This window comes from Lysobacter claricitrinus (assembly GCF_045866565.1).
Classification (GTDB): Bacteria; Pseudomonadota; Gammaproteobacteria; order Xanthomonadales; family Xanthomonadaceae; genus Cognatilysobacter; species Cognatilysobacter claricitrinus.
This window is the reverse complement of record NZ_BAAFZV010000001.1, coordinates 958,191-983,483: the sequence shown is the minus strand read 5'-3', so window position 1 is coordinate 983,483 and position 25,293 is coordinate 958,191. Positions and strand designations below refer to the sequence as shown.

General features: G+C 69.9%; 28 protein-coding genes. 13 read left to right on the top strand and 15 right to left on the bottom strand.

All coding sequences use genetic code 11. From position 1 onward, the window contains the following. The first annotated feature begins 23 nt into the window (after positions 1-23). Complete coding sequence (locus ACKTTN_RS04325) at positions 24-776, top strand: transglutaminase domain-containing protein (RefSeq protein WP_407908638.1); 753 nt, start codon at positions 24-26, stop codon at positions 774-776. Here the strand turns inward: ACKTTN_RS04325 and ACKTTN_RS04320 are convergent. Then, positions 754-1,287, bottom strand: a complete 534-nt coding sequence (locus ACKTTN_RS04320) for a hypothetical protein (RefSeq protein WP_407908637.1) — start codon at positions 1,285-1,287, stop codon at positions 754-756. The two genes, ACKTTN_RS04325 and ACKTTN_RS04320, sit on opposite strands and share 23 nt — an antisense overlap. Before the next feature lie 107 nt (positions 1,288-1,394). Here ACKTTN_RS04320 and ACKTTN_RS04315 point away from each other — a divergent pair, with 107 nt between their 5' ends. Then, positions 1,395-3,197, top strand: a complete 1,803-nt coding sequence (locus ACKTTN_RS04315) for a DUF885 domain-containing protein (protein ID WP_407908636.1) — start codon at positions 1,395-1,397, stop codon at positions 3,195-3,197. An 82-nt stretch (positions 3,198-3,279) separates the two neighbouring features. Here the strand turns inward: ACKTTN_RS04315 and ACKTTN_RS04310 are convergent, their stop codons facing one another. Continuing rightward, positions 3,280-3,963, bottom strand: a complete 684-nt coding sequence (locus ACKTTN_RS04310; RefSeq protein WP_407908635.1) for a YdcF family protein — start codon at positions 3,961-3,963, stop codon at positions 3,280-3,282. Between the two features lie 130 nt (positions 3,964-4,093). Here ACKTTN_RS04310 and ACKTTN_RS04305 point away from each other — a divergent pair, with 130 nt between their 5' ends. Genes ACKTTN_RS04305 through ACKTTN_RS04290 form a run of 4 tightly spaced genes read left to right on the top strand, consistent with a single transcriptional unit; the run spans position 4,094 to position 8,536 of the window. Beyond that, a complete protein-coding gene (locus tag ACKTTN_RS04305; protein ID WP_407908711.1) occupies positions 4,094-5,293 on the top strand; it encodes a beta-ketoacyl-[acyl-carrier-protein] synthase family protein in 1,200 nt (399 codons plus the stop codon). Next, positions 5,290-6,066, top strand: a complete 777-nt coding sequence (locus ACKTTN_RS04300; RefSeq protein ID WP_407908634.1) for a beta-ketoacyl synthase chain length factor — start codon at positions 5,290-5,292, stop codon at positions 6,064-6,066. Before ACKTTN_RS04305 ends, ACKTTN_RS04300 begins: the two co-directional genes overlap by 4 nt. Then, the gene (locus ACKTTN_RS04295) at positions 6,059-6,877 is read left to right on the top strand and encodes a glycosyltransferase family 2 protein (protein WP_407908633.1); all 819 of its coding nucleotides are present in this window, start codon (positions 6,059-6,061) and stop codon (positions 6,875-6,877) included. The genes ACKTTN_RS04300 and ACKTTN_RS04295 overlap by 8 nt, the downstream gene beginning before the upstream one ends. 3 nt (positions 6,878-6,880) lie before the next feature. Then, positions 6,881-8,536 (top strand): NAD(P)/FAD-dependent oxidoreductase, encoded by a 1,656-nt coding sequence (locus tag ACKTTN_RS04290; RefSeq protein WP_407908632.1) that lies wholly within the window; start codon positions 6,881-6,883, stop codon positions 8,534-8,536. 17 nt (positions 8,537-8,553) lie between these two features. On the opposite strand, the gene ACKTTN_RS04285 is transcribed toward ACKTTN_RS04290, so the two are convergent. The 3 genes from ACKTTN_RS04285 to fabG all read right to left on the bottom strand — a co-directional run bounded on the left by ACKTTN_RS04285 (position 8,554) and on the right by fabG (position 10,498). Next, complete coding sequence (locus ACKTTN_RS04285) at positions 8,554-8,997, bottom strand: hypothetical protein (RefSeq protein ID WP_407908631.1); 444 nt, start codon at positions 8,995-8,997, stop codon at positions 8,554-8,556. Between the two features lie 55 nt (positions 8,998-9,052). After that, complete coding sequence (locus ACKTTN_RS04280; protein ID WP_407908630.1) at positions 9,053-9,646, bottom strand: hypothetical protein; 594 nt, start codon at positions 9,644-9,646, stop codon at positions 9,053-9,055. A gap of 126 nt (positions 9,647-9,772) precedes the next feature. After that, positions 9,773-10,498, bottom strand: a complete 726-nt coding sequence (gene fabG / locus ACKTTN_RS04275; RefSeq protein ID WP_407908629.1) for a 3-oxoacyl-ACP reductase FabG — start codon at positions 10,496-10,498, stop codon at positions 9,773-9,775. Between the two features lie 149 nt (positions 10,499-10,647). On the opposite strand from fabG, the gene ACKTTN_RS04270 reads away from it, so the two are divergent. After that, complete coding sequence (locus ACKTTN_RS04270) at positions 10,648-11,604, top strand: GAF domain-containing protein (protein WP_407908628.1); 957 nt, start codon at positions 10,648-10,650, stop codon at positions 11,602-11,604. Between the two features lie 22 nt (positions 11,605-11,626). Here ACKTTN_RS04270 and ACKTTN_RS04265 read toward each other — a convergent pair whose 3' ends face one another. The 8 genes from ACKTTN_RS04265 to ACKTTN_RS04230 are packed head-to-tail and all read right to left on the bottom strand — an operon-like array spanning position 11,627 to position 17,983. Beyond that, positions 11,627-12,070, bottom strand: coding sequence for a phosphotransferase (locus ACKTTN_RS04265; protein ID WP_407908627.1), 444 nt, complete (start codon positions 12,068-12,070; stop codon positions 11,627-11,629). Then, entirely contained in the window at positions 12,067-14,421 is a 2,355-nt protein-coding gene (locus ACKTTN_RS04260; protein ID WP_407908626.1) for an MMPL family transporter, read from the bottom strand. Before ACKTTN_RS04260 ends, ACKTTN_RS04265 begins: the two co-directional genes overlap by 4 nt. After that, positions 14,418-15,056, bottom strand: a complete 639-nt coding sequence (locus tag ACKTTN_RS04255) for a LolA-related protein (protein WP_407908625.1) — start codon at positions 15,054-15,056, stop codon at positions 14,418-14,420. Before ACKTTN_RS04255 ends, ACKTTN_RS04260 begins: the two co-directional genes overlap by 4 nt. Beyond that, positions 14,986-15,957: an LpxL/LpxP family acyltransferase gene (locus ACKTTN_RS04250; RefSeq protein ID WP_407908624.1), complete on the bottom strand. Its 972-nt coding sequence runs from the start codon at positions 15,955-15,957 to the stop codon at positions 14,986-14,988. The genes ACKTTN_RS04255 and ACKTTN_RS04250 overlap by 71 nt, the downstream gene beginning before the upstream one ends. Next, a complete protein-coding gene (locus ACKTTN_RS04245) occupies positions 15,954-16,241 on the bottom strand; it encodes a hypothetical protein (RefSeq protein ID WP_407908623.1) in 288 nt (95 codons plus the stop codon). The genes ACKTTN_RS04250 and ACKTTN_RS04245 overlap by 4 nt, the downstream gene beginning before the upstream one ends. 3 nt (positions 16,242-16,244) lie before the next feature. Beyond that, positions 16,245-17,015, bottom strand: a complete 771-nt coding sequence (locus ACKTTN_RS04240; RefSeq protein WP_407908622.1) for a lysophospholipid acyltransferase family protein — start codon at positions 17,013-17,015, stop codon at positions 16,245-16,247. 7 nt (positions 17,016-17,022) lie between these two features. Beyond that, the gene (locus ACKTTN_RS04235; RefSeq protein WP_407908621.1) at positions 17,023-17,712 is read right to left on the bottom strand and encodes a ketosynthase; all 690 of its coding nucleotides are present in this window, start codon (positions 17,710-17,712) and stop codon (positions 17,023-17,025) included. A gap of 1 nt (position 17,713) precedes the next feature. Continuing rightward, a complete protein-coding gene (locus ACKTTN_RS04230; RefSeq protein WP_407908620.1) occupies positions 17,714-17,983 on the bottom strand; it encodes a phosphopantetheine-binding protein in 270 nt (89 codons plus the stop codon). A gap of 110 nt (positions 17,984-18,093) precedes the next feature. Here ACKTTN_RS04230 and ACKTTN_RS04225 point away from each other — a divergent pair, with 110 nt between their 5' ends. The 3 genes from ACKTTN_RS04225 to ACKTTN_RS04215 are packed head-to-tail and all read left to right on the top strand — an operon-like array spanning position 18,094 to position 20,672. Then, a complete protein-coding gene (locus ACKTTN_RS04225; protein WP_407908619.1) occupies positions 18,094-19,434 on the top strand; it encodes an NAD(P)/FAD-dependent oxidoreductase in 1,341 nt (446 codons plus the stop codon). Further along, complete coding sequence (locus tag ACKTTN_RS04220; protein ID WP_407908618.1) at positions 19,431-20,414, top strand: chorismate transformation enzyme, FkbO/Hyg5 family; 984 nt, start codon at positions 19,431-19,433, stop codon at positions 20,412-20,414. Before ACKTTN_RS04225 ends, ACKTTN_RS04220 begins: the two co-directional genes overlap by 4 nt. A gap of 9 nt (positions 20,415-20,423) precedes the next feature. Further along, entirely contained in the window at positions 20,424-20,672 is a 249-nt protein-coding gene (locus ACKTTN_RS04215) for a hypothetical protein (RefSeq protein ID WP_407908617.1), read from the top strand. Between the two features lie 9 nt (positions 20,673-20,681). On the opposite strand, the gene ACKTTN_RS04210 is transcribed toward ACKTTN_RS04215, so the two are convergent. Together ACKTTN_RS04210 and ACKTTN_RS04205 are read right to left on the bottom strand one after the other, a co-directional pair. Then, the gene (locus ACKTTN_RS04210) at positions 20,682-22,244 is read right to left on the bottom strand and encodes an ATP-binding cassette domain-containing protein (RefSeq protein ID WP_407908616.1); all 1,563 of its coding nucleotides are present in this window, start codon (positions 22,242-22,244) and stop codon (positions 20,682-20,684) included. Next, positions 22,241-23,071 carry an ABC transporter permease gene (locus tag ACKTTN_RS04205; protein ID WP_407908615.1) on the bottom strand — a complete coding sequence of 277 codons (831 nt, stop codon included), beginning with the start codon at positions 23,069-23,071 and terminating at the stop codon, positions 22,241-22,243. The genes ACKTTN_RS04210 and ACKTTN_RS04205 overlap by 4 nt, the downstream gene beginning before the upstream one ends. 122 nt (positions 23,072-23,193) lie before the next feature. Here ACKTTN_RS04205 and ACKTTN_RS04200 point away from each other — a divergent pair, with 122 nt between their 5' ends. Genes ACKTTN_RS04200 through ACKTTN_RS04190 form a run of 3 tightly spaced genes read left to right on the top strand, consistent with a single transcriptional unit; the run spans position 23,194 to position 25,293 of the window. Further along, positions 23,194-23,622 (top strand): RrF2 family transcriptional regulator, encoded by a 429-nt coding sequence (locus tag ACKTTN_RS04200; RefSeq protein WP_407908614.1) that lies wholly within the window; start codon positions 23,194-23,196, stop codon positions 23,620-23,622. Continuing rightward, complete coding sequence (locus ACKTTN_RS04195) at positions 23,619-23,813, top strand: DUF2292 domain-containing protein (RefSeq protein WP_407908613.1); 195 nt, start codon at positions 23,619-23,621, stop codon at positions 23,811-23,813. Before ACKTTN_RS04200 ends, ACKTTN_RS04195 begins: the two co-directional genes overlap by 4 nt. 58 nt (positions 23,814-23,871) lie before the next feature. After that, a complete protein-coding gene (locus ACKTTN_RS04190) occupies positions 23,872-25,293 on the top strand; it encodes an OprO/OprP family phosphate-selective porin (RefSeq protein WP_407908612.1) in 1,422 nt (473 codons plus the stop codon).

Here is a 25,293-nt window from a genome sequence, read left to right as displayed (position 1 = left end):
TTCGGAACGCCGTCCTGACTGCCTTGATCGCCGCCGTGACACCGGTGTACGCGGCGACGCGCATTCCGCACGTCGCGTCGCCATACAAGATGTCGGAGACCGCATTGCGCGGCACGATCCGCTATCGGCTGCGCCTGCCGGACGAACGATGGCGCGTGCCCGAGACGGGTGAACAGGTGGTCGTCGCCAACGACAATGGCACGGTCGACCTGCGCGTCTGCGCACCCGGCTGCGATGGCGCGGCACCCGGGACGGGTGACATCGCGCGCTATCTCCTCGCCAATGACTGGGTCGATAGCGACGCGATCGCGTTGCGCCGCTTTGCGCGGGATGCTGCCGGCGGTGGACCGGTCGCGCGCCGAATGCAGCGCCTTGTCGAAGCGATCCGCCATCACATGGACGGACCCATAGCTTTCGATGCCTATCGCAGCGCGACCCAGGCGTTACGCGATCGCGGCGGCGACTGCACGGAGGCAGCGGTGCTGCTTGCGGCGGCCGCCCGTGCCGCCGGGATTCCGACGCGCGTCATGTACGGGTTGGTCTATTCGAGCCGCTTTACGGGCGTGTCGCACTCGTTCAGCCCGCATATGTGGGTGCAGGCGTGGGACGGCGTGCGCTGGGTCAGTTATGACGCCGGCGTCGGCGAGTTCGATGCCGGACACGTTGCCTTGGCGATCGGCGACGGACGCCCCACTGATGCGGGCGCCATGATGGCGTTGATCCGCGGGATGCAGGTCGTCGACGCGGCGTCGGTTATCGCGGAGCCCGCGCGCTGACTGGCGTACCGTCGGCGTATTCGACGGGAAGTTCGGGCAGGTCGGAGGTATCGACCCATTTCGCCGCCGCGGGGTCGTCGATGCCTCCGCCGACGACTTCCACCCGAGCGAGTTCGACAGCGTCACCCCCGGTCCACTCGGCTGCCTGCGGACGGTCGATGCCTCCGACCACCACGTATTGCAACGAGGACGCCGCTGCGGCGAGATCGCTCGGCTGTTCGACGGCGGACTGCTGCGTCGTCGGCGGCGCCTGCGTCTGCGGTGCCGCCATCGCGGCAGCAGAAACGAGGCTTGCCGCCATCGCGGCGCCCAAGCGCGCACCCACTCGCACCGGTTGCGCGTAGGCGACACAGATTGGTTCACGGGCGGCGGCGAGCAGCGCGCGGCGCGCGGTTTCGCTCATCGCATCCAGGCGATGCACGTGCTTGTCGCAGTGTCCGCAATGCCCGTCGATCGCGCGCCGCTGGTCGGCCGTGAGGGGACAGGGATTCTGGATACGCGGAAACTTCATCGATGACCTCCGGCGCGACTTCGGCGACTGATAGCACGACATGACCTTCGGCGCATGGCCGGACATCGGCGCGGACCTCATGCTCGGCCGTCCTCCGGAGATCCGTCATGCACAAGCCGCTCGTCCTCGCCCTCACCCTCGCGCTGTCGGCGCCGGGCCTCGCGCTCGCCGCGCCCGCCGCAGCCGCGCCCGCCGCGAAGGCCGCACCCAAGCCCGCGCCGGCGTGGGTCGCGCGCAGCAACGAATACGCGCAGATCCTGCTGAAGGCGCAGGGCCCGTTCCAGCCCGAGCAGCTGTCGTTCTTCGGCGTGCCGGGGTTCGACGACAAGGTCTTCGACTACGGCCCGAACTATCCGGCCCGCTATCGCGACGCGATCGCCAAGGCCCGTGACGAGCTGAAGGCCAAGCTCGCAGCCGAGAAGGACCCGAACGTGCGCCAGGACCTCGAGATCCTGGTGCAGGCGGCGGACGACGCGATCGAAGCCAGTGCCATCGGCGAGAAGATGACGCGGCCGTGGCTCGACGTCGGCCAGACCGTGTTCGGCGGGCTGCAGGGCCTGCTGTCGGACCAGACGCCGGCCGCGCGCCGCGCGATGGCGGTCAAGCGCCTGCAGGCCTACGCCGGCATGACGCCGGGCAGCACGCCGCTGACCACGCTCGCGCGCCAGCGCTACGAGGAACGCGCGCAGGCCGGGCTGGTGCAGCCGACGCAGGTCGAAGTGCAGCAGTCGCTCGACAACCTCGAGACCTACCGCAGCGGCATCAAGCAGCTCTTCGACAAGTACAAGCTCGACGCCGGCCCGGCGCTCGCCGAGTTCGACAAGCAGCTCACCGATTACGCGGCATGGACCAAGTCCACTGTGCTGCCGACCGCGCGCACCACCTACTCGCTGCCGCCGGAGCTGTACGCGCTGTCGCTCAAGGGCGTCGGCATCGACATCGATCCGCACACGCTGATCGAACGCGCCGAAATGGAATTCGCCGAGACGCGCAACGCGATGCAGCAGATCGCGCCGCTGGTGGCGAAGGAGCACGGCTGGACGCAGACCGACTACGTCGACGTGATCCGCCAGCTGAAGAAGACGCCGATCGCCGACGACAAGATCGAAGGGCATTACCGCACGGTGGTGATGCCGGAACTTGATCGCCTGATCGCGGCCAACCGCGTCGTAACCCTGCCGAACCGGCCGATGCAGATGCGCGTCGGCACGCCGGCGGAGAACGCGTCGCAGCCCGCACCGCACTTCCTGCCCGCGCCGCTGGTGGGCAACACCGGCCAGCAGGGCGTGTTCGTGCTGCCGCTGTCCAACCCGAACGCCGGCGCCGATGGCCCGTACGACGACTTCAATTACCCGGCCGGTGCGTGGACGCTGAGCGCGCACGAAGGTCGCCCCGGCCACGAGCTGCAGTTCACCGCGATGGTCGAGCGCGGCATCTCGCTGGCGCGCACGCTGTACGCGTTCAACTCGGTCAACGTCGAAGGCTGGGCGCTGTACGCGGAAGCCGAGATGGTTCCGTACGAACCGCTGGACGGCCAGCTCATCGCCCAGCAGCTGCGCCTTCTGCGCGCGAGCCGCGCGATCCTCGACCCGATGATCAACCTCGGCCTGACCGATCGCGACACCGCGTTCGCCTGGCTGGTGAACAAGGTCGGCCTGTCGAAGGCGATGGCGCGCCAGGAAATCGATCGCTATTCGGTGAACTCGCCCGGCCAGGCCGGCAGCTACTTCTACGGCTACTCGCAGCTCATGCAGCTGCGCACGGAAACCGAGATCGCGCTGGGCGACAGGTTCGACCGCAAGGCCTTCAACGACTTCCTGCTCGACCAGGGCCTGCTGCCGCCGAAGCTTCTGGCCAAGGCGGTGCGCGAGCAGTTCGTGCCGCAGCAGAAGGCGAAGCCGAAGGGCTGAGCGCATCGCAGGCGCAGAAACGAAAACGCCCGCAGCGATGCGGGCGTTTTTCATTGCATGTTCGAAAGCGCGCGACGCAGCGTTACGTCACCCGTGCCAGCATCCGTTCGTTCCGGATGAAACGTGCCCAGCGCGTGCCGATGTCCGCCCAGCACACGTATGCCGCTTCGCCCGCGAGGCGCACCAGCATGCGCGGCCCGAGGCGAAGGCGCGCTTCGGCGGCGCAGAGTTCGACGTCGAAACCGAGCTGCCGCGCGAACAGTGCGCAGCGCGCGAGGTGGTAACGGTTGGACAGCAGCGTCACCCGATCGCGCACTCCACCGCCGAGCATGTGCCGCGCATTGCGCAGGTTCTGCAGGGTGTCGCGCGAACTGGATTCGAGTTGCAGCGGCGCATCCGGCGCGAGGCCGCGCGCGAACAGTTCGCGGCGCGCGATCTCGGCTTCGGTCAGCTCACCCTGCGCGCCACCGCCGAGCAGCACGAAGCGCCGCATCGGATGTTCGCGCCACAGCAGCGCGGCGCGGTCCAGGCGCGCGGCGAAATCGCCATCGACGCGACCGCGCGGTGCGTGCTTGCCGAACAGGAGCAGATGCGCGCCCTGCTGGGGCGCGCACGGCGCGCGGCGGGCGGTGCGGACGACGTAAGCCAGGTAGGCCAGGTACACGAGCCCCGCGGACAACAGGCACGCCGCCAGCGCGACCACGCCCGTCTGCAGGACGTCGCGATCGCGGAAGAGCGTGAACTGGTGGGAGGCGCGAGTCGACATCTAAGCGGCTGTTCTGCCAAGGAATTCGCCCCGCGAGAATACGGCATGAGGGCGGCGTGAAGGATGACGGCTGGCATACTTCGCGAGCTCATTCATGGACGCCGCCGTGCCGCCCACCGCTCCGACCCCGATACCGCCCCTGGCGATCCGTGCCTTTACCGCCACCAGCGCACTCGGCCGCGGTCTGGACGCACATCGCCGCGCGCTGCGTGAAGGCCGCAGTGGGTTGCGTCGCAACGACTTCGGCGAACACCGCCTCGACTGCTGGATCGGCCGCGTCGACGGCGTCGAAGACGCGCCGCTGCCGGCCGAATGGGCGCAGTGGGAATGCCGCAACAACCGGCTGGCGTGGATCGCGCTGCAGCAGGACGGCGTGCTCGACGCGACGCGCGATGCGATCGCGCGCCATGGCGCCGAACGCGTCGCCGTGGTGATCGGCACATCGACCTCCAGCATCGGCGCGACCGAAGAGGCATACACACGCCTGACGCCGGATGCGGACGGCACGCCGAATTTCCCCGAGGACCTGCGCCGCCCGATCATCCACACCGTGCATTCGCCGGGCGACTTCGTGCAGCACGCGACCGGTGCGCGCGGGCCGGCGGTCACCGTCGCCACGGCGTGTTCGTCGAGCGCCAAGGTGTTCGCGCAGGCGGCGCGACTGATCGAAGCCGGCGTTGCCGACGCCGCGATCGTCGGCGGCGTCGACACGCTGTGCGGCAGCGTGATCTTCGGTTTCAACTCGCTGCAGCTCGTGTCGAAGAATCCGTGCAAACCGTTCGACGCGACGCGCGACGGTCTGTCGCTGGGTGAGGCCGGCGGTTTCGCGCTGGTCGAACGGGCGGCCGAGGGCGATACCGGATTGCAGCTGCGCGGCTACGGCGAATCCTCCGACGCGCACCACATGTCGGCGCCGCATCCGGACGGCCTGGGCGCACAGCTGGCGATGCGCGATGCGTTGGCGCGCGGCGGTGTCGACGCGGCGGAGGTCGGCTATCTCAACCTGCACGGCACCGCGACGCCGGCCAACGATCGCGCGGAATCACTCGCGATCAAGGCGGTGTTCCCGGACGCGCTGCATGCCAGCTCGACCAAGGGCTATACCGGCCACACGCTGGGCGCGGCGGGCATCGTCGAATCGGTGATCGCTTTGCTCGCGCTGGAAAGCGGCGAACTGCCCGGCACGCTGGGCGCGTCGACGCCCGACGATATCTGCGGCCCGCAAATCCGTTTCGACAGCGCGCATCGCGACATTCGCTACGCAATGAACAATTCGTTCGGGTTCGGCGGCAACAACTGCTCGCTGCTGTTCGGGCGAGCCGCGGCATGACGCTGACCGCAACGATCGAAGGCGTCGGTTTCTGGGCGCCCGGCGTACCCGACTGGAACGCCGCGCGCGCGCTGGTGCGCGACGGCACGCTCGCCGACACCGCGCCGTCGCGCCCGTCGCCGCAATTGCTGCCGCCGAACGAGCGCCGCCGCGCGCCGGACAGCGTGGCGGTCGCGCTCGACGTCGCCCTCGCCGCCTGCACCGCCGCCGGCCGCGACCCGAAGACGCTGCCGTCGGTGTTCGCCTCGATGCACGGCGACCTGGCCATCACCGACTACATGTGCGCGGCGCTGGTCGAGCAACCTGAATCCGTGTCGCCGATCCGCTTCCACAATTCGGTGCACAACGCGGCCGCGGGCTACTGGACGATCGGCGCGGGCGCGATGGCGCCGGCGACCTCGATCAGCGCGTACGACGCCACCTTCGCCCAGGCGCTGATCGAGAGCTGCGTGCAGCTCGCCACCGGCGCCGAGGCCGTGCTGCTGGCCGCGTTCGACGCCGCCTCGGCCGGTCCGTTGGCCAAAGTGCAGCGGAGCGACGGGCTTCTCGGCGGCGCACTGGTGCTCTCACGCGGCGACGGCGGGCCGCGGATTAACCTGACGCTGCGCGACGGCACCGTGGACGAGCCCGACGGTGCGCTCGCGCGGCAGGCCCCGCACAATGCGATGCGGCCGATGCTGCCGTTGTTCGAAGCCCTCGCGGCCGGAATGCCGCACTGCACGCTCCGGGCCGGCCCGGGTCGTGTTCTCGACGTGGAGATCCTGCATGGCTGAGCCGATCAGCGCCCGTGACATCGCGATCGTCATACCCGCACTCAACGAGGAGCTGCGGATCCGCGAGGTCGTGGAGGGCGCGCTCGCGCACTGCCCGAACGTGATCCTCATCGACGACGGCTCGGACGACGCCACCGTCGAGCGCGTGTCCGACCTGCCGATCACCGTGATCCGCCATGCCACCCGCATGGGCAAGGGCGCGGGCCTGCGCGACGGCTTCGCCGAAGCGATGCGTCGCGGCCTGCGCGCGGTGATCAGCATGGACGGCGATGGCCAGCACGCGGCGGAGGACATTCCGCGCCTGCTCGCCGCGGCGAACGCGTATCCGGAACACATCATCATCGGCGCGCGCCTGCGCAAGCGCTCGCGGCAGCCCACGTATCGCCGGCTGGCGAACGAGTTCGGCGACTGGGGCATCGCGATCGGCTGCGGCTTCCGCATCGCCGACACGCAGAGCGGCCAGCGTTTCTATCCGGCCTCGGTGTGTTCGCTCGGCGAGATCCCCGGCGAAGACTTCGTCTACGAAGCGCAACTGCTGATTTCGGCGTCGCGCAAGCTTGGCGTTCGCTGCGTGTCGGTGCCGATCGAATCGCGCTACCAGGCGGCGAGCGACCCGGCGAAATTCCGCCGCAGCCATTTCCGTCCGCTGCGCGACCTGTGGCGCATCACGTCGCATGTGGTGGCGCAGGTGGTCGCCTACGGCAACGTGCTCACCGAATACCGCCGCACGCGCGGCAACCCGGTGATCATCCACGACCCGAGCGGCGAGTTCGCACCGAACGCGGTCGCCGCACCCGCGCACAGCGGCTGACACATGACGAGCGCTGCGCCCGATACCGACGTCGTCATCCTGGGCGGCGGCCTCGCCGGCCTCACCCTCGCGCTGCAATTGCGCCAGCGCGATTGCGCGCTACGCATCACCGTGCTCGAACGCCAGCGCCACCCGGTGCGCGAAGGCGCGTTCAAGGTCGGCGAGTCGACCGTCGAGATCGGCGCCCACTATTTCGGCACGGTGCTGGGCCTGCGCGAACACCTCGACGGCGAGCAGATCCGCAAGTTCGGCTTCCGCTTCTTCTTCAGCGACGGCCAGACCGAACTCGATCGCTGCACCGAACTCGGCGTCAGCCGCCTGCTGCCGACGATCTCGTGGCAGATCGATCGCGGTCGTTTCGAGAACTTCCTCACCGAGCACGTGCGCGCGCGCGACGTCGATCTGCGCGACGGCGCCGTGGTGCGTTCGCTCGAACTTGGCAGCGACGGCGCGATGCATCGCGTGCGCTTCGAGGCCGATGGCGAGACGCACGAGGTCACCGCGCGCTGGGTCGTCGATGCGTCGGGCCGTGCCGCGCTGATCAAGCGCAAGCTCGACCTCGTACAGACCAACGAACACAACGCACATTCGGCGTGGTGGCGCGTATCGGGCCTGCTCGACCCGCGCGACTGGTCGACTGATGCCGACTGGCTCGATCGCTGCACGCCGCCGGACCGCTGGCGCTCGACCAACCACATGTGCGGCGAGGGCTACTGGTTCTGGCTGATCCCGCTGTCGTCCGGCCAGCATTCGCTGGGCATCGTCTGCGATGGCGACCTGCATCCACTCGAAACGATCAACACGCACGAGAAGGCGATGGCGTGGCTGCGCCGCCACCAGCCGCGCGTCGCCGCGATGCTCGAATCGGGCGATCACGAGCTGCAGGACTTCATGTTCATGCGCCACTTCTCGCACGGCGCGAAGCAGGTGTTCTCGGGCGACCGCTGGGCGCTCACCGGCGAGGCCGGCGTATTCCTCGATCCGTTCTATTCGCCGGGCAGCGACTTCATCGCGATCTCGAACACGTACATCACCGAGATGATCGCCGCCGATCGCGCCGGCCGGCCGATCGCCGCGATGGCGCAGCTGTACCAGCAGCTCTACTTCTCGTTCTACGAGAACACGCTGACGCTCTACCAGGACCAGTACGCGTTGTTCGGCGATGCGCAGGTCATGCCGCTGAAGGTGATCTGGGACTACACGTACTACTGGTCGCTGCTCGCGCCGCTGTTCTTCTCGGGTTACATGACGTCGCCGCAGGTGCTGGGCCAGCTGCGCGCGCTGTTCGGCGAGGCGCGCACGCTGAACCTCGGCGTGCAGTCGTTGCTGCACACGTGGGGCAAGCGCAACGCGGCACGCGGCGACACCGCGCCCCTGGATGGTCGCCTGCTCGACCAGTACCTGATCCCGTGGTTCCACGAACTCAATCGCCAGCTCAACGACCGGCTCGAGCCCGACGCATTCGTCATGCGCATGCGCAGCGACGTCGAGCGCATGCGTGACCTGGCCGCGGAGTTGCTGGTGCATGCGCGCCGTGAACATGCAGGCATCGGCGATGCCGGCTTGGAACTCGTGCTGGACGGCCACCGCGCACCGGCGGAGCCGCTGCTTACGCCGGTCTGGTACGCGGAAGTGGCGACCGCCGACGCGATCGCCTGAGCCGCGAAGCGACGCGATCAGCCGCCCGGCGCGTCCGGTACGTAGATCGCGATCGCGTGGGCGAGCTCCTTCGGCGGGTTGATGCCGAAGCTCACGCCGCCACTCGAGAAGCCGCCACCGCCGTGGTAGTTGCCGCCACCGACACCGACGCCCACGCCGCTGTTGGACGACACCTGCGCGCGATCCTGCAGCAGCACGCCGTTCGCGCCGAGCTTGGCCGCCTCGGTGCGCAGCTTGAGCATCAGGCTGTCGGTCCGGTTCTGCGCGCCGTAGGTGAAGTCGCCGCTGCTGGCGTCGAGCAGGGCGATCTCGACGTACTGCGACGACGGCGCCTGCAGGTAGACACGCACCTGCTCGACCGCGATCGGCGGACGCGGATCGGAAATCATCACGTGCGATGCGCTCGCGCAGGCGGCCAGCGTCAATGCGAGCAGGGCGGGGATCAGTGGGCGCAGGGTCATGACGGTCTCCGTCGGTTCGCTCCATCTTGCCCCGGATCGGCGACCCGGGTGCGGGTCAGTCCATCGCCGGCGCGGCGGTCGCCACCGCGCTGCCGACCGGCGCATCGAAATTGGTCTTGATGTAGGACGCCACCATGTCGGCCAGCCGCGCCAGCATCAGCTTGTCGGCCGCGCCGAGGCTGTAGCCCGCCGCGATGGAATTGGCGTGTTGCAGGAACTGCGGCTCGGCGATGACTTCGCCGGTCGCCTTGTCGACCAGGTGCAGTGTCACCAGCGCCCACGACTTGCCGGCGAACCCGCCGAACAGCACGCGCTTGCCACCGGTGATGAAGCGGATGTCCGTGACTTCGGGGCGGATCACCAGCGTGCGCATGTCGCCGTCGGCAGGCGTCGCGTTACGGGCCTCGACCAGTTTCGGCACGCGCTCGCCGAGGTCGACCTGCAGGTACTGCTGCGCGATCACGTTGCCGCGATGCGCTTCCAGCCCCGGCGCCAGCGCCACGGGCTGGACTTCGAAGCGGTCGAAGGTCGACAGCGCGACGGTCGGCGGCGGATTACGCGCGGCCGGATCGATCGTGGGCTCGCCGGCGACGGCGGGGCCGGCGAGACAGAGCGCGAGCAGCGCGGTGGAGGCGAGACGGGGAAGCATCGGCGAACTCCGGCCGACGACATGCGGCCCGAACCGTCGATGTAGCAGCCGTAACGACACGGCGGCGTCGACGCTCGCGCGCCCCCGCGGCGATCGCTCAGCTTCGTCGTCGGTGCGTGACGCTTTTTACGCCATGCCGCCGTTGACGCCGATCACCTGGCCGGTCACGTAGCCGGCGTCTTCGCCGCACAGGAAGCCCACCAGCGCGGCAACCTCCTCGGGCCGGCCCGCGCGCGCCGCGGGCACGATCTGCTTGATCGTCTCGAGCGGAAACGCATCCTTCGCCATCGCGCCTTCGATCACGCCCGGCGCGACCACGTTCACGGTGATGCCGCGGCTGGCCATCTCGCGCGCGAGCGACCTGGACGCGCCATGCAATGCGGCCTTCGCGGCAGCGTAGTTGGTCTGCCCGCGGTTGCCGGTCACCGCGGCCACCGACGAGATGCTGACGATGCGCCCCCAGCGTCCGCGCGCCATCGGCAGCAGCAGCGGCTGCGTCACGTTGTAGAAGCCGTGCAGCGACACATCGATCACGCGCGTCCACTGCTCGCGCGACATGCCGGCCATGGGCGCGTCGTCGTGGATACCGGCGTTGTTGACGACGATCTGCACGGCGCCCGCGTCGAGGATGCGCGCGATCGCGTCGCCACTGGCGTCAGCGTCGGCGACGTCGAAGGCGATCGCTTCGGCCGAACCACCGTTCGCGCGCACCGCGTCGACCACCGCCTGCGCGCGCTCGATCCCGCGGTTGGCGTGCACGATCACGTGCGCACCCTGTGCGGCAAGCCTCGTGGCGATGGCGCCGCCGATATCGCCGCTGCCGCCAGTGACCAGTGCGCGTCGAAGAGTCATCCGCTAAGCCCGTGTGAATCCGGCGTCATTGTGGCGCAGGGCGTGGCGGCCGTCGCGTTTCCTGAATTGCGGGCAGCGAATGGGGGTTTTCGCCCATTGCGCCTGCACGCGGGTTTTCGACAATGGGGTATGCGTCGTGGAGACCCTGCATGTCCGAACGCCAACGCCAGCGTGACCTCGATACCTACCGCATCGTCGATTCGCTGCCGGAAGCCGCGTACGACGACATCGTGCGGCTGGCCGCGCGCCTGTGCGATGCGCCAGTGGCGACGATGTCGCTGATCGACCGCGACCGTCAGTGGTTCAAGTCGCGCATCGGCATCGAATCGACCGAGACCTCGCGCGATGTCGCCTTCTGCGACCACGCGGTGCGCGAGCCGGAGCTGCTGCTGGAAGTGCCGGACGCCACTGCCGATCCGCGCTTCGCGAACAACCCTGATGTCACCGGCGGCCTCGGCATCCGCTTCTACGCCGGCATGCCGCTGGTCACGCCCAACGGCACCGCGGTCGGTACGGTGTGCGTGATCGACCACAAGCCGCGCCATCTCGACGCGTCGCAGCGCGAAGCGCTGGCCGCGCTCGCGCGTATCACCATGAACCTGCTCGAGTCGCGCCGGCAGCTGCTCGAAGCGCAGCGCGCAGTGGCGCTGCAGGTGCCGGCGAACGCTGACGCGCACGAGGCGCCCGCGCCTGCGGCGTCGACGCCCTATTCGGTCGCGATCGTCGAGCTGCAGGGTTATTCGAGCGTGGTCGCGCAACGCGGGCATCGCGCGGTCGAACAGACGCTGCAGCAATGCAGCCATGCGCTCGAGCGCCTGCTCGAACCGGGCGAAGCGCTCAATCGCGTTAGCGGTGCGCCGGAGCTGGTGCTCACGCTCAACGGCGAGGTGACGCCCGAACGCCTGCGCGCGATCGAGCGCGTCGGCAACACGTCGGCGGCGATGCTCGGCACCGATGCGATCGCGGTGGCGGCAACCAGCGCCTCGTCGAGTGAAAACCCGCTCGAGGTATTCCAGCGTGCGGACGAGGAACTGAGCCTTCGCAAGACCCAACGCGTGGAGCTGCGCGACACCATGGCCGAACCGGTGATGCAGGCGCGGCACTGACGTCGCAGCGCGGCGCGCCGCGTTACATCGACGGGTGGATCACCGCCGCGCGGCCTTCGGCGATCACCTCGCCGGCATGGCGGATGACGAACGCGTACTGCGCACCGGTGTCGCTTTCGACCAGCACTTCGGCTTCGCCCTCGATCGCGCCGTCGAGATCGTCGATGCGGTCGCGATGCAACACGACGCCGCGCAACGCGACCAGCAGGCCGGGGCGCGGCGTCGCCCCCGACGCCTGCACGCGCAGCCCGCCATGCACGGCCATCGCCTGTGCACCGTATTCGCACAGGTGCACCGCGCTCAGACGGTCGCGATGGCGGAGCGGATGGTCGATGTCGGCATGGTCGAACGCCTGCAGGCGGATGCGCTGCCCGTCAGCGTCGAGCACGCGCTGCCACAGGCACATGCGGCCCTGGTGCGGCACGAGGCGCGCGATTTCTTCGCGACTGGCCGGCAACGCGCTCATGCGGCGCGCTCGTTCGGCACGCTGTCGTGTCGCACGATCAGCAGCGCGAGCACGAAGTTCGACGCCACGCCCAGCGCGACCGGCAGGCCGATCGCACGCAGGACGGGTATCGTCGACAGGCCGAGCAGCAGGAACACCAGCAGCGTCGTCAGCGAACACACGATGATGGCGTGCAGCGCGCGCACCTGTTCGTCGTAGTCGTCGCCGGCGTGGTCGAAGAACAGCGCGTAGTCGAGGCCGAGGCCGGCGGCGAGGATCAGCGCGACCAGGTGGAACAGGTTGAGCTCGACACCGGCCAGGCGCAGCACCGCGAGGATCAGCAGCGTGGTCAGCGCCATCGGCGCGAGCACGCGCAGGACGCGACGCGGCGAACGCAGCGCAATGAACACAGTGGCGATGAGCAGCACGCCGGCGAGCGCCAGCGCCCACAGCACGCGGCCGCGATAGGCGGCGACCAGCGATTCCGAGGCGTCCTTCAGATCCATCAGCTGCGCACCGCTGCCGCGAAGCGCGGTGGCGACGGTCGCCGGATCGGTGAGGCCGGTCAGCGTGACAAGCGCGGTCGTGCGGTCGGGGCGCTGCAACAGCAGGCCGTCGACGCCACTCGCAAGCGGCGTGCCGGCGAGGTCGCGCGGTGCGAGTGGTTTTGCTGTGCGCGCGGTGGCGACATCGGCGACGAAGCCGTCGAAGGCATCGGGCAGGAACGGCGTGGACGCGAGCGCGGTGTCGAGGTCGCGACGCAGCGTCGCGTCGTCCGGCAGGCGCTGCTGGCGCGCGCGCTGGGTCGCCGCGCTGGGCATGTAGCGCGCGGCAAGGTCGTAGCCGGCGATCGCGTGCTGCGCGCGCAGGCGATCGAGCACCGGCACCAGCCGTTCGCTTTGCTGCAGCACGGATTCGACGTCGCCGCCCTGCAGCGTGACCAGGTAGCGCACGTCGGGCGCGCCCAGTTCGTTACGCAGCTGCGAATCCTGCTGCAGCGACGCCGCGGGCACCGGCGTGAGGCGCGACAGGTCGTTTTCCCAGAATCGGCCGGGCGCGAACGCCATGCCGGCGATCGCGAGCGCGGCGACGACGAGGCCGGCGACTACGCCGAGGCGCGGCCAGCGTTCGATGCGCGCCCACCATGAACGCAGACGCGGCGACGTGGCGACATCGCGCGGCGCGGGATCGATCAGGCCCGGCAGCAGGAAGCGCGCAGCGAGCGCGGCGCTGCCGAGGCCCACCACCGTGAACACCGCGAGCTGGCGCAGGCCGTCGACGCCGGAGACGAGGAACGTCATGTACGCGATGCAGGTCGACGCGACGCCGGTGCCGAGCGTCGGCCACAGCGCCTTCGCGCTGGCCCACGGCGACAGCCCGGGACGCTGGTGACTGAACAGATGGATCGGATAGTCCTGCGCGACGCCGATCAGGGTGAAGCCGAACGCCACGGTGATGCCGTGCACGCCGTCGAAGCAGAACGCGACCGCGGCGAGGCCCGTCAGGCCGGCGGTCGCGAGTGGCAGCCCACCCAGCAGCGGCGCCTTCCACGAGCGATACGCGATCCACAACAGCAGCACGAAGCAGATCGAATCGACGGTGCCGATCAGGCTCGCTTCGCGCTGCGTGCGCCCGGCGACTTCCACCGCGAAGGCACCGGGGCCCGTCAGTACGAGATGCGTCGACGACTTCGCGCGCACCGCGTCGAACGCGGCGCGGATCGCGCCCACCGCGGCTTCCTGTCCCTTCGGATCGAATCCCGCGGCGGTCGTCTGCACGGCGAGCAACGCGCGCCCGCCGTCGCGACTCATCCACACGCCATCGATCTTCTGCGGCGACGCGGCCGGCTGCCAGCGTTCGGCGAGCTTGAGCATTTCCAGCGTCGGATCGCGCTCGATGATCGGTTCGATCATCGACGCCATCGGCGAGCCGAGGTCGGCGACGCGCTGCTGCAATTCGTCGGTGAGTGCGGCCGCGCCGAGGCCGCCGTTCGACGGCGCGTCCGACAACAGATAGCGGTACGGACGCAGGCGTTCGGGAATCGCCGACAGGTCGGCATCACCGTTCGCGACCAGCGCGATGCCCTTGGTCCCACGCAACGTGGCCGCGAGTTCGCGCGACTGCGCGCTGCGCTGTTCGGACGTGCCGCCGTCGATCGCGAGCAGCAGCAGGCGCGAGCCCGGGCCTTCGCCGAGTTCGTCGATCAACAGGTGCTGCGCCGGCGTCTGCGGCGCCGGCATGAACTTGCGCAGGTCGCCGCCGAGATCCAGCGTGCGGCTCGCGGCCCAGCCCAGCAGGCCGAGCAGCGCGAGCCAGACGAAGGCGAGGACGAGGCGAAGTGCGGGTGTGAGCGTGCGCGGTTCGCTGCTCATCGCAGCGCGGTGCCGCGACACAGCATCGCCAGCGATGCGGCGTCGGCCACGCTCGATGCGGACTGCGCGGCGCCGGCCAGCAGCGTGCGCTGCAGGTCGCCCTTGCTCGGCTGCGTCTCGATGCAGCGCAGTTCCGCGCCGCGGCCGTACAGCGCGATGTCGCGCACGTAGGCCGCCATGCGTGCGTCCTTCGGCGACAGGTGCAGCGTCCACTGCTCGCGCGTGCCGCTGCTGGCGATGTTGAACGCGCGCTCCAGCTGCGCGCGGTCACCGCTGAGCAGCGCACCGAAGCTCGACTGCAAGCCCGCGAGTTGCGGCGCGCGATCGAGCGAATACGTATGCGACGACGTGCCGCGCTTGATCGTGACGCTGCCGGCGCGGATGGTCGACGTTTCCGCGTACGGCGTGCGCACTTCGCGCACCAGCGTGTCGTCGGTCGGGCGCGCGTATTCGCCCGCGATGCGCAACGGCGTCTTCAAGAGTCGCGATCCGCGCAGTTCGAGGAACTGCGTGCGCATCGGTGCCGGGCGCGCCAGCTTCGACAGGATCCAGCCGGTGTCGATCTCAGGCGACGCGGCGTGGAGCGCCGGCGTCAGGACCAGGAGCAGGAGCGGAAGCAGTGGACGTCGCGGCATGGTCGGTCTCGCGCCAGAAGTCGAAGAAGTTGAACCAGTTGTACGGCGACCTGCGCGCGGCATCCTCGAGGATGGCGGCGTAGCGGCGCACGCAGTCGGCGATGACCGCGGCGCGGTTATGCCGGTCGGCGACCAGACGGTCGCTGAACATGGCGAAATCGAGGTCGTAGCGGTTGCCGCCGCGGTACAGGCCGAACGCCGCGCACACCGGCAGCTGCAGCATGGCGGCGATCATCCACGGGGCGGTCGGCAGCGATGCGATGCCGCCCATGAACGGCACGTCCAGCGTCGGCGCACCGGGCTGCGCGCGGTCGACCAGCAGCGCGACCAGCGCGCCCTGGTCGGTCGCGTCCTTGATCGCCAGCAGCACCGAGGGGCCGTCCATGCCGGCGTCGATGATGTTGGCGGCGAGCTCGGGATTCAGCGCGTCGAGCAGCGTCTGCATCGCCACGTTGTGCTTCTTGTCGAGCACCACCCGGATCTTGGTCTGCGGACGCCGCGTGCCGAGCACGCGCATCGCATCGAAGCTGCCGAGATGCGAGCCGACCAGCAGCACGCCCTGCCCGCGGTCGAGCGGCTCGTGCAGTTCGTCGAGGCCCGTCGTGCGGATGTCGAAACGATCGAGCTCGCCGCTGAGCAGGAAGACGCGGTCGAGGATCGTCGATGCGAACGTATGGATGTGCGTGGCGACGTCGTGCAGCGTCGCCGGCCGACCCAGCGCGCGAGTGAGGAAGCGACGTGACGCCTCGCGCTCGAACGGTCGCCGCAACAGGAAGTACAGGGTGATCGGATGCAGCAGCGAGCGCGCGATGCTGCGCCCGCCATAGCGACCGATGTTGCGGATCAGCCAGATCGCGAACCAGCCGCCACCTTCCGGCCGTTCCTTCCAGTCGGTGTTCACGGCGCGTCCCCGTCGACGACGTCGCCGCTGGCGAGCAGCGTCGCATCGCGCATTACACGGAAGCGCCAGCGCGGCGCGACGCCGTCAAGTTCGACACGCGCATGTTCGCCGGGACGCAACGGTTCGAGGAACTTCACCTGCGGCAGGCGCAGGCGCGCGAGCGGGCCGTGCGCGGCCTCGATCGCCTCGACGACGTGGTCGAGCAAGACGACGCCAGGCACGATCGGATTGCCGGGGAAATGCCCGGGCAGGCTCGGATGCGTGGCGTCGACGACGAAGTCCATCGATCAATCCTGCGCCATCAGCGCGAGGATCGCCTGACGGGCGGTATCGGCCAGGCGCTCGCGCGCTTCGCCGCCTTGGCCCTCCGGCTGGATCGGCGTGCCGATGCGCAGGCGGATCGTGCCGGGGCGCACGCGGAAACCGTTGGGCGGCAGGATCGCGCCGCTGCCGGTCATCGCCACCGGCACCACCGGCACGCCGGCGCCCAGCGCGACCTGGAACGCGCCCGCCTTGAACTCGCCGACGCGACCGTTCTTGGTGCGCGTGCCTTCCGGGAAGATGCACAGTACGTGGCCGGCCTTCACGATCTCGCCGGCCGCGCGCAGGCTCCTCACCATCGACGCGCGATTGCCGTCGCGCTCGATGAAGCACATCCCCATCGCCTTCGCGTACCAGCCCACGAACGGCACGCGCGTCATCTCCTGCTTGAGCATGAAGCGCAGCGGCACCGGCACCGCGCGGAACAGCGCGCAGATGTCGATCACCGATTCGTGCGTCGCCACCAGCACACAGGGTTTCGACCAGTCGACGTTCTCGACGCCGCGCACGTCCACACGCGCACCTGCGCCGCCGAGCAGGCCCGGCGCCCACAGCCACGACGCCATGCGCAGCGGAATGCGCGCACCGCGGGTGATCGCGCGGACGACCAGCGCGACGCTGATGCACGCCGCCGTCCACGCGAGGGTGAATGCGAATTGCAACGCATTGAAGACGAGCCAGGCCGCGCGCCGCGGCAACGGTTCGGACAGGGTGATGGTTTCGGTCGTGGCGGACATGGCGTGCTCAGCGCATCACGTCGCGCCAGAAGGCGGGACCGAGCGCCCCCAGGCGGCGGATGAATTCGGAAAGGGACTTGTACGGACGATCGGGAAACAGGCGCATGCGCACGACGTATTCCACCGCCATCAGCAGGCCGGCGACGCCGTAGTCGAGCAGGTTGGCGAACCACGACCACACGATCTGCGGCACGGTCACCACCGGCGCGTAGCCGAGGCGCACCAGCAGGCCGTCGGGCACCGCGATGATTCCGAGCACGCAGTTGGCCAGCCCGATGCACAGCAGCACGATCGCCCACAGCCGCGTGAGGTTGCGCGTGTAGCGCTTGAGCGGTGGCGCGAGGTCGGCGGCCGCGCAGCCTTCGAGGCCGGCAACGATGCGGCTGATCAGCGGCACGCGACCGGCGCGAAGCGTGCGCGCGAAGAACCACGCCACCAGCCACGGGAACACCACCGGCGGCAGCAGCAGCGCGACCGGCAACGGCACCGTCTTCTGCGCGGACCACAGCGCGAGCGCCGACAGCGCGACCGTCGCCCACGCCCACGCGCGGCGCTGGCCGAGCGGAACGACCAGAACGATCAGGACGATGTCGAGGAGCGCGAGTGCGGCGAGGCGCGGATCGTGCGCCGCACTCGCGGCGTGCGCGAGTAGCGGATACGCCGCGCTGAGCAGCAGGCGCGCGAGCGCCATGTTCATGTCAGGCCGTGCGCTGCGCCTGGACGTGCTCGCTGAGCGCACGCAGCGAACCGAAGATGCGACGGTTCTCGTCGCTGTCGCTGCGCAGCTGGAAGCCGTAGCGCTTGCTGATGGCGAGCGCGAGTTCGAGTGCGTCGATGGAGTCCAGACCCAGGCCGTCACCGAACAGCGGCGCGGCAGGATCGATGTCGGCGGCGTTCACGCCTTCGAGGTTGAGGCTTTGAACGAGCAGTTCTGCCAGTTCGGTTTCGGCGGCGGTCTGGTTCGACATCGGGTCTTCCGGCAATCCTGGGGCGCCACGATCCGACGACCGTGGCGCGACCGCAAGCCGTGAACGGTTCATTCTCCGTCCGGCCCGGCGCCCCCGGTATCATCCGTGGCATGAGTGAAGGTCGAAATTCTGCCATCGATGCCCCCGAGGCGTGTGATGTGCTGGTGGTGGGCGGGGGCCCGGCAGGCAGTACGGTGGCCACGCTCCTGGCCCGGTCCGGGTGGTCGGTGGTGATGCTGGAGAAGGCCGAACACCCGCGTTTCCACATCGGCGAATCCCTGCTGCCGATGAACATGCCCATCCTGGAGCGCCTCGGCGTACTCGAGAAGGTGCGCGAGATCGGCGTGCTCAAGCGCGGTGCCGACTTCCCCACCGACGGCGGCCGCTACAACGTCTTCCACTTCGACCACGCGCTGCGCGGGTCGAGCGATTTCGCCTTCCAGGTGAAGCGCGAGGAGTTCGACCAGCTGCTGTTCGAACACGCGCGCGAGGCGGGTGTCGATGCGCGCGAACGCACCAGGGCAAGCAAGGTCGAGTTCGACGCCGACGGCCGCCCCGCCCGCGTGCTGGCGACGGGCCCGGACGGCGACTATGCGCTGCGCCCCCGCCTGCTGGTCGACGCCACCGGTCGCGACACCCTGGTCGGCGGCGCGCTCAAGCTCAAGAAGCGCAACGACAGGCACCAGTCCGCCGCCGTCTTCAGCCACTACCGCGGCGTGGTCCGTCGCGACGGCGAGGACGCCGGCAACATCACCGTCTACCGCCACGCGCACGGCTGGATGTGGTTCATCCCGTTGCGCGGCGACGTCATGAGCATCGGCGCGGTGTGCTCGCCCGAGTACCTGAAGGAACGCGGCGGCGACAGCGAAGCGTTCCTGATGCGCACGATCATGTCGGTGCCCGAGGCGGCCGAGCGCATGGCCGGCGCGGCACGCGTGGCGTCCGTGCACGCCACCGGCAACTACGCCTACGAATGCACGCGCATGCACGGCCCCGGCTGGCTGCTGGTCGGCGATGCGTACGCGTTCGTCGACCCGATGTTCTCGTCCGGCGTCTATCTGGCGATGCACAGCGCGGAACAGGGCGCGAAGGCGGTCGACGCCGTGCTGCGCGAGCCCGCGCGCGAAGCGTCGATCTTCCGCGCGCTTCAGAAGCAGTTCGACGGCGGTATCGACGAGTTCAAGTGGTTCATCTACCGCTTCACCTCGCCGACGATGAAGCACCTGTTCGCGAATCCACGCGACGTCTGGGGCGTCGAGCGCGCGGTGGTGTCGATGCTCGCCGGCGACGTGTTCAACGCGCGCCCGGTGGTGTGGCGGCTGCGCATCTTCCGCGTCATCTATGCGTTGAACGCGATGGGCATGTGGCGGACCGCGCTGCGCGACTGGCGCGCGCGTCGCCGCCATGCACGTGCCGGCTTCGACGGCGACACGCTGCAGGACACGCCATGACCCTGCCGTTGTCGACCAGCGCGCCGGCGCTGTCGGTCGCGTATTCGCACGAGGCGCTCGACAGCCTGCTCGCGTCGCCCGACGTGCTCGCGGTGGTCGCGTTCGGCGACGCCGCACCGCATTCCGATGATCCGCGACTGATCCGCGTCGCGCTGCAGCCGCGTGGCGACGCACCGTTCGAGGTGTGGCGCAGCGGCGGCCACGTGGTCGCCGGTCGCATCGACGACCTCGCCTACGCGCACGATGGCGCGCTACTCGTCGCCGCGATGGACGTGCTGGAGGTCGACGGCGACATCCGCGCCGCCGCGCACCATGCCTACACCGCGCTGCGCACGCACACCGCGACGCTCGGCTATCCGCACCTGCTGCGCATCTGGAACTACCTCGACGACATCACGGTCGGCGAGGGCGACGAGGAGCGCTACAAGCACTTCTGCGTCGGTCGCGCCGAAGGGCTGGGCGAGGCGCTGTCGACCGCGTCGCTGCCGGCGGCCACCGCGATCGGTCGCGTGCACCGAAACGGTCGTCTGCAGGTGTACTGGCTGGCGTCGCGCGCACCGGGCGTGCCGCTGGAAAACCCGCGCCAGGTCAGCGCCTACCGCTACCCGCGCCAGTACGGCCCGCAGCCGCCGAGCTTCGCCCGCGCGATGCTGCCGCCCGCGCCCATGCCGTTGCTGCTGTCGGGCACCGCGTCGATCCGCGGTCACGAATCCCTGCATGCCGACTGCTCGAATGCGCAGCTCGACGAGACGCTGGAAAACATCCGCGCGCTGATCGGCGTGGCGCGCACGCGTCGCCCGGACCTGTCGCCGCAACTCGGCGCGTCGACGCTGTTGAAAGCGTATGTGCGCGAAGCCGGCGAGGTCGACGCGGTGGACGGCGCGCTCGCCGCCGCCGCACCGTCCGCGCCGCGCGTGGTGCTGCATGCGCGTGTGTGCCGGCGCGAACTGCGCCTGGAAATCGATGGCTGCCACGGTTGAGGTGACACGATGGGTTTGATCAGCCTGCTCTGGGGCATCGGCATGCTGCTGTGGATGCTGCTCGCGCTGATTCCGCTGCTGGGCGCGATGAACTGGCTGGTGATTCCGTTCGCCGCGTTCGGCGCGATCCTCGCCGCGCTGGGCATGGCGTTGAGCCGGGACGGACACCGCGGCCGCGCGAAGGCCGGCCTCCTGATCAACGTCGCGGTGATGATCGTCGCGGTGATCCGCCTGCACCTCGGCGGCGGCCTGCTCTGATTTCCTGGACTACGCCGGGCGCGCGTCGAGCAGCGCCCGCGTATGCGCATGCCGCGGCGACGCGAGCACGTCGCGCGTCGCACCGATCTCGACGATCCGCCCCTGCTCCATCACCGCGATGCGTTCGGCCACGCGCGCAGCGCCGGCGAGATCGTGGGTGATGAACAGCAGCGACAGGCGCCGCTCGCGCTTGAGCCGGTCCAGAAGATTCAGGATGGCCATGCGGTGATGTGCGTCGAGCGCGGACACCGCCTCGTCGCACAACAGCAGCGCCGGATCGTTCGCCAGCGCGCGCGCGATCGCGATGCGCTGGCGCTGGCCGCCGGAGAACTGGTGCGGATGGCGATCCAGCATCGCCGCGTCGAGGCCGACGTCGCGCAGCAATTCCCCCGCACGCTCGCGCAAGGCCGCGACATCGCGCGCGCCGAACAGTCGCAACGGCTCGGTGACCAGGTCGACGACGCGCATTCGCGGGTCGAGCGACGCATACGGATCCTGGAACACCACGCCGATCGCGCGTCGCACTTCGCGGAGCATCCTCGGCGGGAGATGCAGCAGGTCGTGCGCGACGCCATCGTGGTGCAGGCGTACTTCCCCGCGCGCGTGTCGCACGAGCCGCAGCAGCGCGCGGCCGAGCGAACTCTTGCCGCTGCCGCTTTCGCCGACCAGCGCCAGCGCTTCGCCGCGATGCAGGACCAGGTCGACGCCGTCGAGCGCGTCGCGCGGCGCACGCGGGTAGCGCAGGCGCAGGTCGCGCGCTTCGAGCACGACGTCGGAAGACGGCGCTTCGGCGGCGGCGCCGACGTCGCCCACGGTTTCGCTCGCGACCAGCTCGCGCGTGTACGGATGCGCCGGCCGTTCGAGGACGTCGCGTGCCGCGCCGCTTTCGACCAGCTCGCCCCGCTGCAGCACCAGCACGTGCTGCGCATGCGCGGCAACCAGCGGAAGGTCGTGGCTGACCAGCAGCACCGCGAGACCGTCATCGCGGCGCAGTGAGTCGAGCAGGCGCAGCACGTCGCGCGCGATGCGGGCATCGAGCGCGGAGGTCGGTTCGTCCGCGACCAGCACGCGCGGCCGCGTCGCGAGCGCCAATGCGATCGCAATGCGTTGGCGCTGGCCGCCGGAGAACTCGTGCGGATAGCGACGCAGCGCGGCGTCCGGTTCCGGTAGCTGCACGCGATCGAGCAGTGCACGTGCTTGGATCGACGCATCGCGCGATGCCAGGCCGCGCACGACACGCAACGTCTCGACCAGTTGCACGCCCACGCGCTTGAGCGGATGCAGCGACGCGAGAGGATCCTGTGGCACCCATGCGAGGCCGTGACCGGCAAGCGCGCGATGCGCGGGCGAATCGAGCGCGATGTCGCGGCCATCAAACGACAACACGCCGCGCGCCTGCAGGCCGTGTGGCAACAAGGCGAGCAACGACTGCACGGTCAGGCTCTTGCCGCTGCCGCTCTCGCCGACCAGCGCGGTGCACTCGCCCGCGTGCAGGTCCAATTGCGGCAGTGCGAGCAGGCGACGCTCGCCCGCGCGCACGTCGAGATCGCGCAGCGTGAGCAGTGCGCTCATGCCGCCGCCTGCGGACGCGTGCGCACGTCGAGCCAGTCGCGCAGGCCGTCGCCCAGCATCTGGAAGGCGGCGAGCGTGGTGACGAGGAACGCGGCGGGAAACAGCAGCGTCCACGGCGCGCTGTCGAGTTCCTGCACGCCGTCGCCCAGCAGCGAACCCCAGCTGGCGCCCGGCTCGTCGATCGACAGGCCGAGGAAGCCGAGAAAACTCTCGACGAGGATCGCCTGCGGCAGGATCAGGCCGAGATAGACCATCGCCAGCGGCAACAGGTTGGGCACGACATGCAGGCGCAGGCGTTGCCCGAACGTCGCGCCCATCGCTTCGGAGGCGAGCACGAACGGTGCGCTGCGAAGCCGCGCGGCCTCGCTGCGCATGACGCGCGCGAAATCGATCCATACGTAACCGCCGATCGCCGCCAGCAGCAACGTCAGCGAACGGTCGAACAACGTGAGCAACAGGATCACGACCAGCAGGAACGGAATCGCGCTGATGACGTCGAGCGCGCGCACCAACAGGCGTTCGACGCGCCCGCCCGCAAGGCCGGCCACCGCGCCATACGTCAACCCGATGAACAGCGCGAGCACGCTCGACAGCACGCCGATGCCCAGCGAAAGCCGTCCGCCCGCGAGCGTGCGCGCGAGCACGTCGCGGCCGATGGCATCGGTGCCGAAGCCGTGCCCTGCGACGCCCGGCGCAACCGACAACGCGTTCCAGTCCGGCGACTGCCCGTCGAACGGCAACAGCCACGGGCCGACCGTGCAGGCGACCGCCAGCACGGCGAGGACGGCAAGGCTGGTGCGGGCGAGGGTCGGCAGCGGCGAACGCATGCGATCATCGTACCGGCGTGACGCGCACATGCCGGCCCGGCATGACCTGATGAACACCCGCCGTTTCCGCGCGGGCGGGTCGCCCGGCAGATTTCCCACATGGTGACTGGGAAATGCTGACGATGAAGGCCAAGTACGCACTGCGTGCCCTGAGCGCGCTGGCGCAGGCGGACGGCGCGCGGCTGCAGGCGCGTGCGCTCGCCGAGCGCAGCGGCACGCCGGAGAAGTTTCTCGAGGCCATCCTCGTGGAGCTGCGCGACGCCGGCCTGGTCGACAGCCGACGCGGGCCCAGCGGCGGGCATTCGCTGGCAAGACCTGCCGCGCGAATCATGCTCGGCGACGTCATCCGGGTGATCGACGGCCCGCTCGCGCCGGTACGTTGCGCCAGCGTCACCGCCTACAAGCCCTGCCCCGAATGTCCGGACCCCGAGGCCTGCGGCCTGCGCGCGGTGATGCGCGAGGCCCGCGACGCGCTGTCGCGGGTGCTCGATGGCGTCAGCGTCGACGCGCTCGCCGCCGGTGACGCACTCGCCGTGGAGACGCCCGCATGACCACCACGCCCTTTCCGACGACGCCGCAACGGCGGGAGCCGCCGCGGCTGGCCATACCGGTCACCGAAGCCGAGGAAGCCGTGCTCGCCGCGCTGCGCGAGCTGCAGTACGGCTCGGTCGAGGTCGTCGTGCACAGTGCGCGCATCGTCCAGATCACGCGCAGCCAGAAGCTGCGGGTGGACGGACGCTGACCCGATACGCGCCGACCGGACGACCGGACGCGCGACCACTCATTTCATGGAGATCCCGATGTCGCCACGTCCCACCCTGCTCGCGATCGCGCTGCTCGTCGCCACCGGTGCCGTGCACGCGCAGGCCACGCCGCAACCCACCGTCGAGCAACTCGCCGAACGCCTGCGCGTGCTCGAACAGAAGCTCGGTGTACCCGCCGACGCCGATGCGTCCGGCCCGTCGCTCGCCGATCTCGACCAGCGCCTGAAAGTGATCGAACGCCAGCTCGAGCTGCAGGCCGAGGACAGCGCGAACAAGGCGGCGACCGCGTCGACGCTGACCGTGAGCGCGGCCAAGGGCGTGTCGTTCAAGTCGCCGGCGAGCGACGGCGTCGAGGTGAAGCTGCGCGGGCTGGTGCAGGGCGACGGCCGCGCGTGGATCGACGACCGCGCACTGCCGCAGAACGACGGCTTCCTGCTGCGCCGCGTGCAGCCCATCCTCGAAGGCAGCTTCGGCAAGCTGGTGGGCTTCCGCGTGATGCCGGAGTTCGCCGGCGACAGCGCGACCATCGCCGATGCCTACGTCGACCTGAAGTTCGACCCGCGCGCGACGGTGCGCGCCGGCAAGTTCAAGACGCCGCTCGGCCTGGAGCGCCTGCAGTCGTCCGGCGCGACCACGTTCATGGAACTCGGCCTGCCGTCGGAGCTGGCGCCCAATCGCGACTACGGCGTGCAGCTGCAGGGCGAGTTCGGCAACGGGCTGACGTATGCGGCCGGCGCCTTCAACGGCGCACCCGACGGCCGCGACGCGCCGACGTCGAGCAACCCGGACACGCACCTCGAATACGCCGCGCGCGTGTTCTGGGAACCGTTCCGCGACGATGCGAGCGCCGCGTCCGGGCTCGGCTTCGGCCTGGCCGCGAGCACCGGCGACGTCACCGGCAGCGGCGCGAACGCGCTGCCCCGCTACCGCACGCCGGGCCAGGTGCAGTTCTTCGGCTACCGCGCCGCGGTGCTGGCCGACGGCGAGCGGCGTCGCTGGTCGCCGCAGGCGTACTGGTACGTCGGCCCGTTCGGCGTGCTGGGCGAGTACATCGAGTCCAAGCAGGACGTGCGCGTCGGCGCGACCTCGGCGTCGCTGGACAACCGCGCCTGGCAGCTCGCCGCGAGCTGGGTACTGACCGGCGAGGACGCGTCCTATCGCGGCGTCACGCGGCCTAACCATCCTTTTAACGTCGGTGGCGCGGGCTTCGGTGCAGTGGAACTCGCGGCGCGCATCGGCGCCCTGGAGATCGACGACGACGCCTTCCCGCTGTTCGCCGACCCCGCCGCATCGGCACGCCGCGCGCGCGCGTGGACGGTCGGCGTCAACTGGTACCTGACGCAGAACCTCAAGCTCGTCGCCAACTATTCGGAAGCCGACTTCGACGGCGGTGCGGCCGCCGGCGCCGATCGCGAAACCGAGAAGACCTTCTTCACCCGCGCCCAAGTTTCCTTCTGA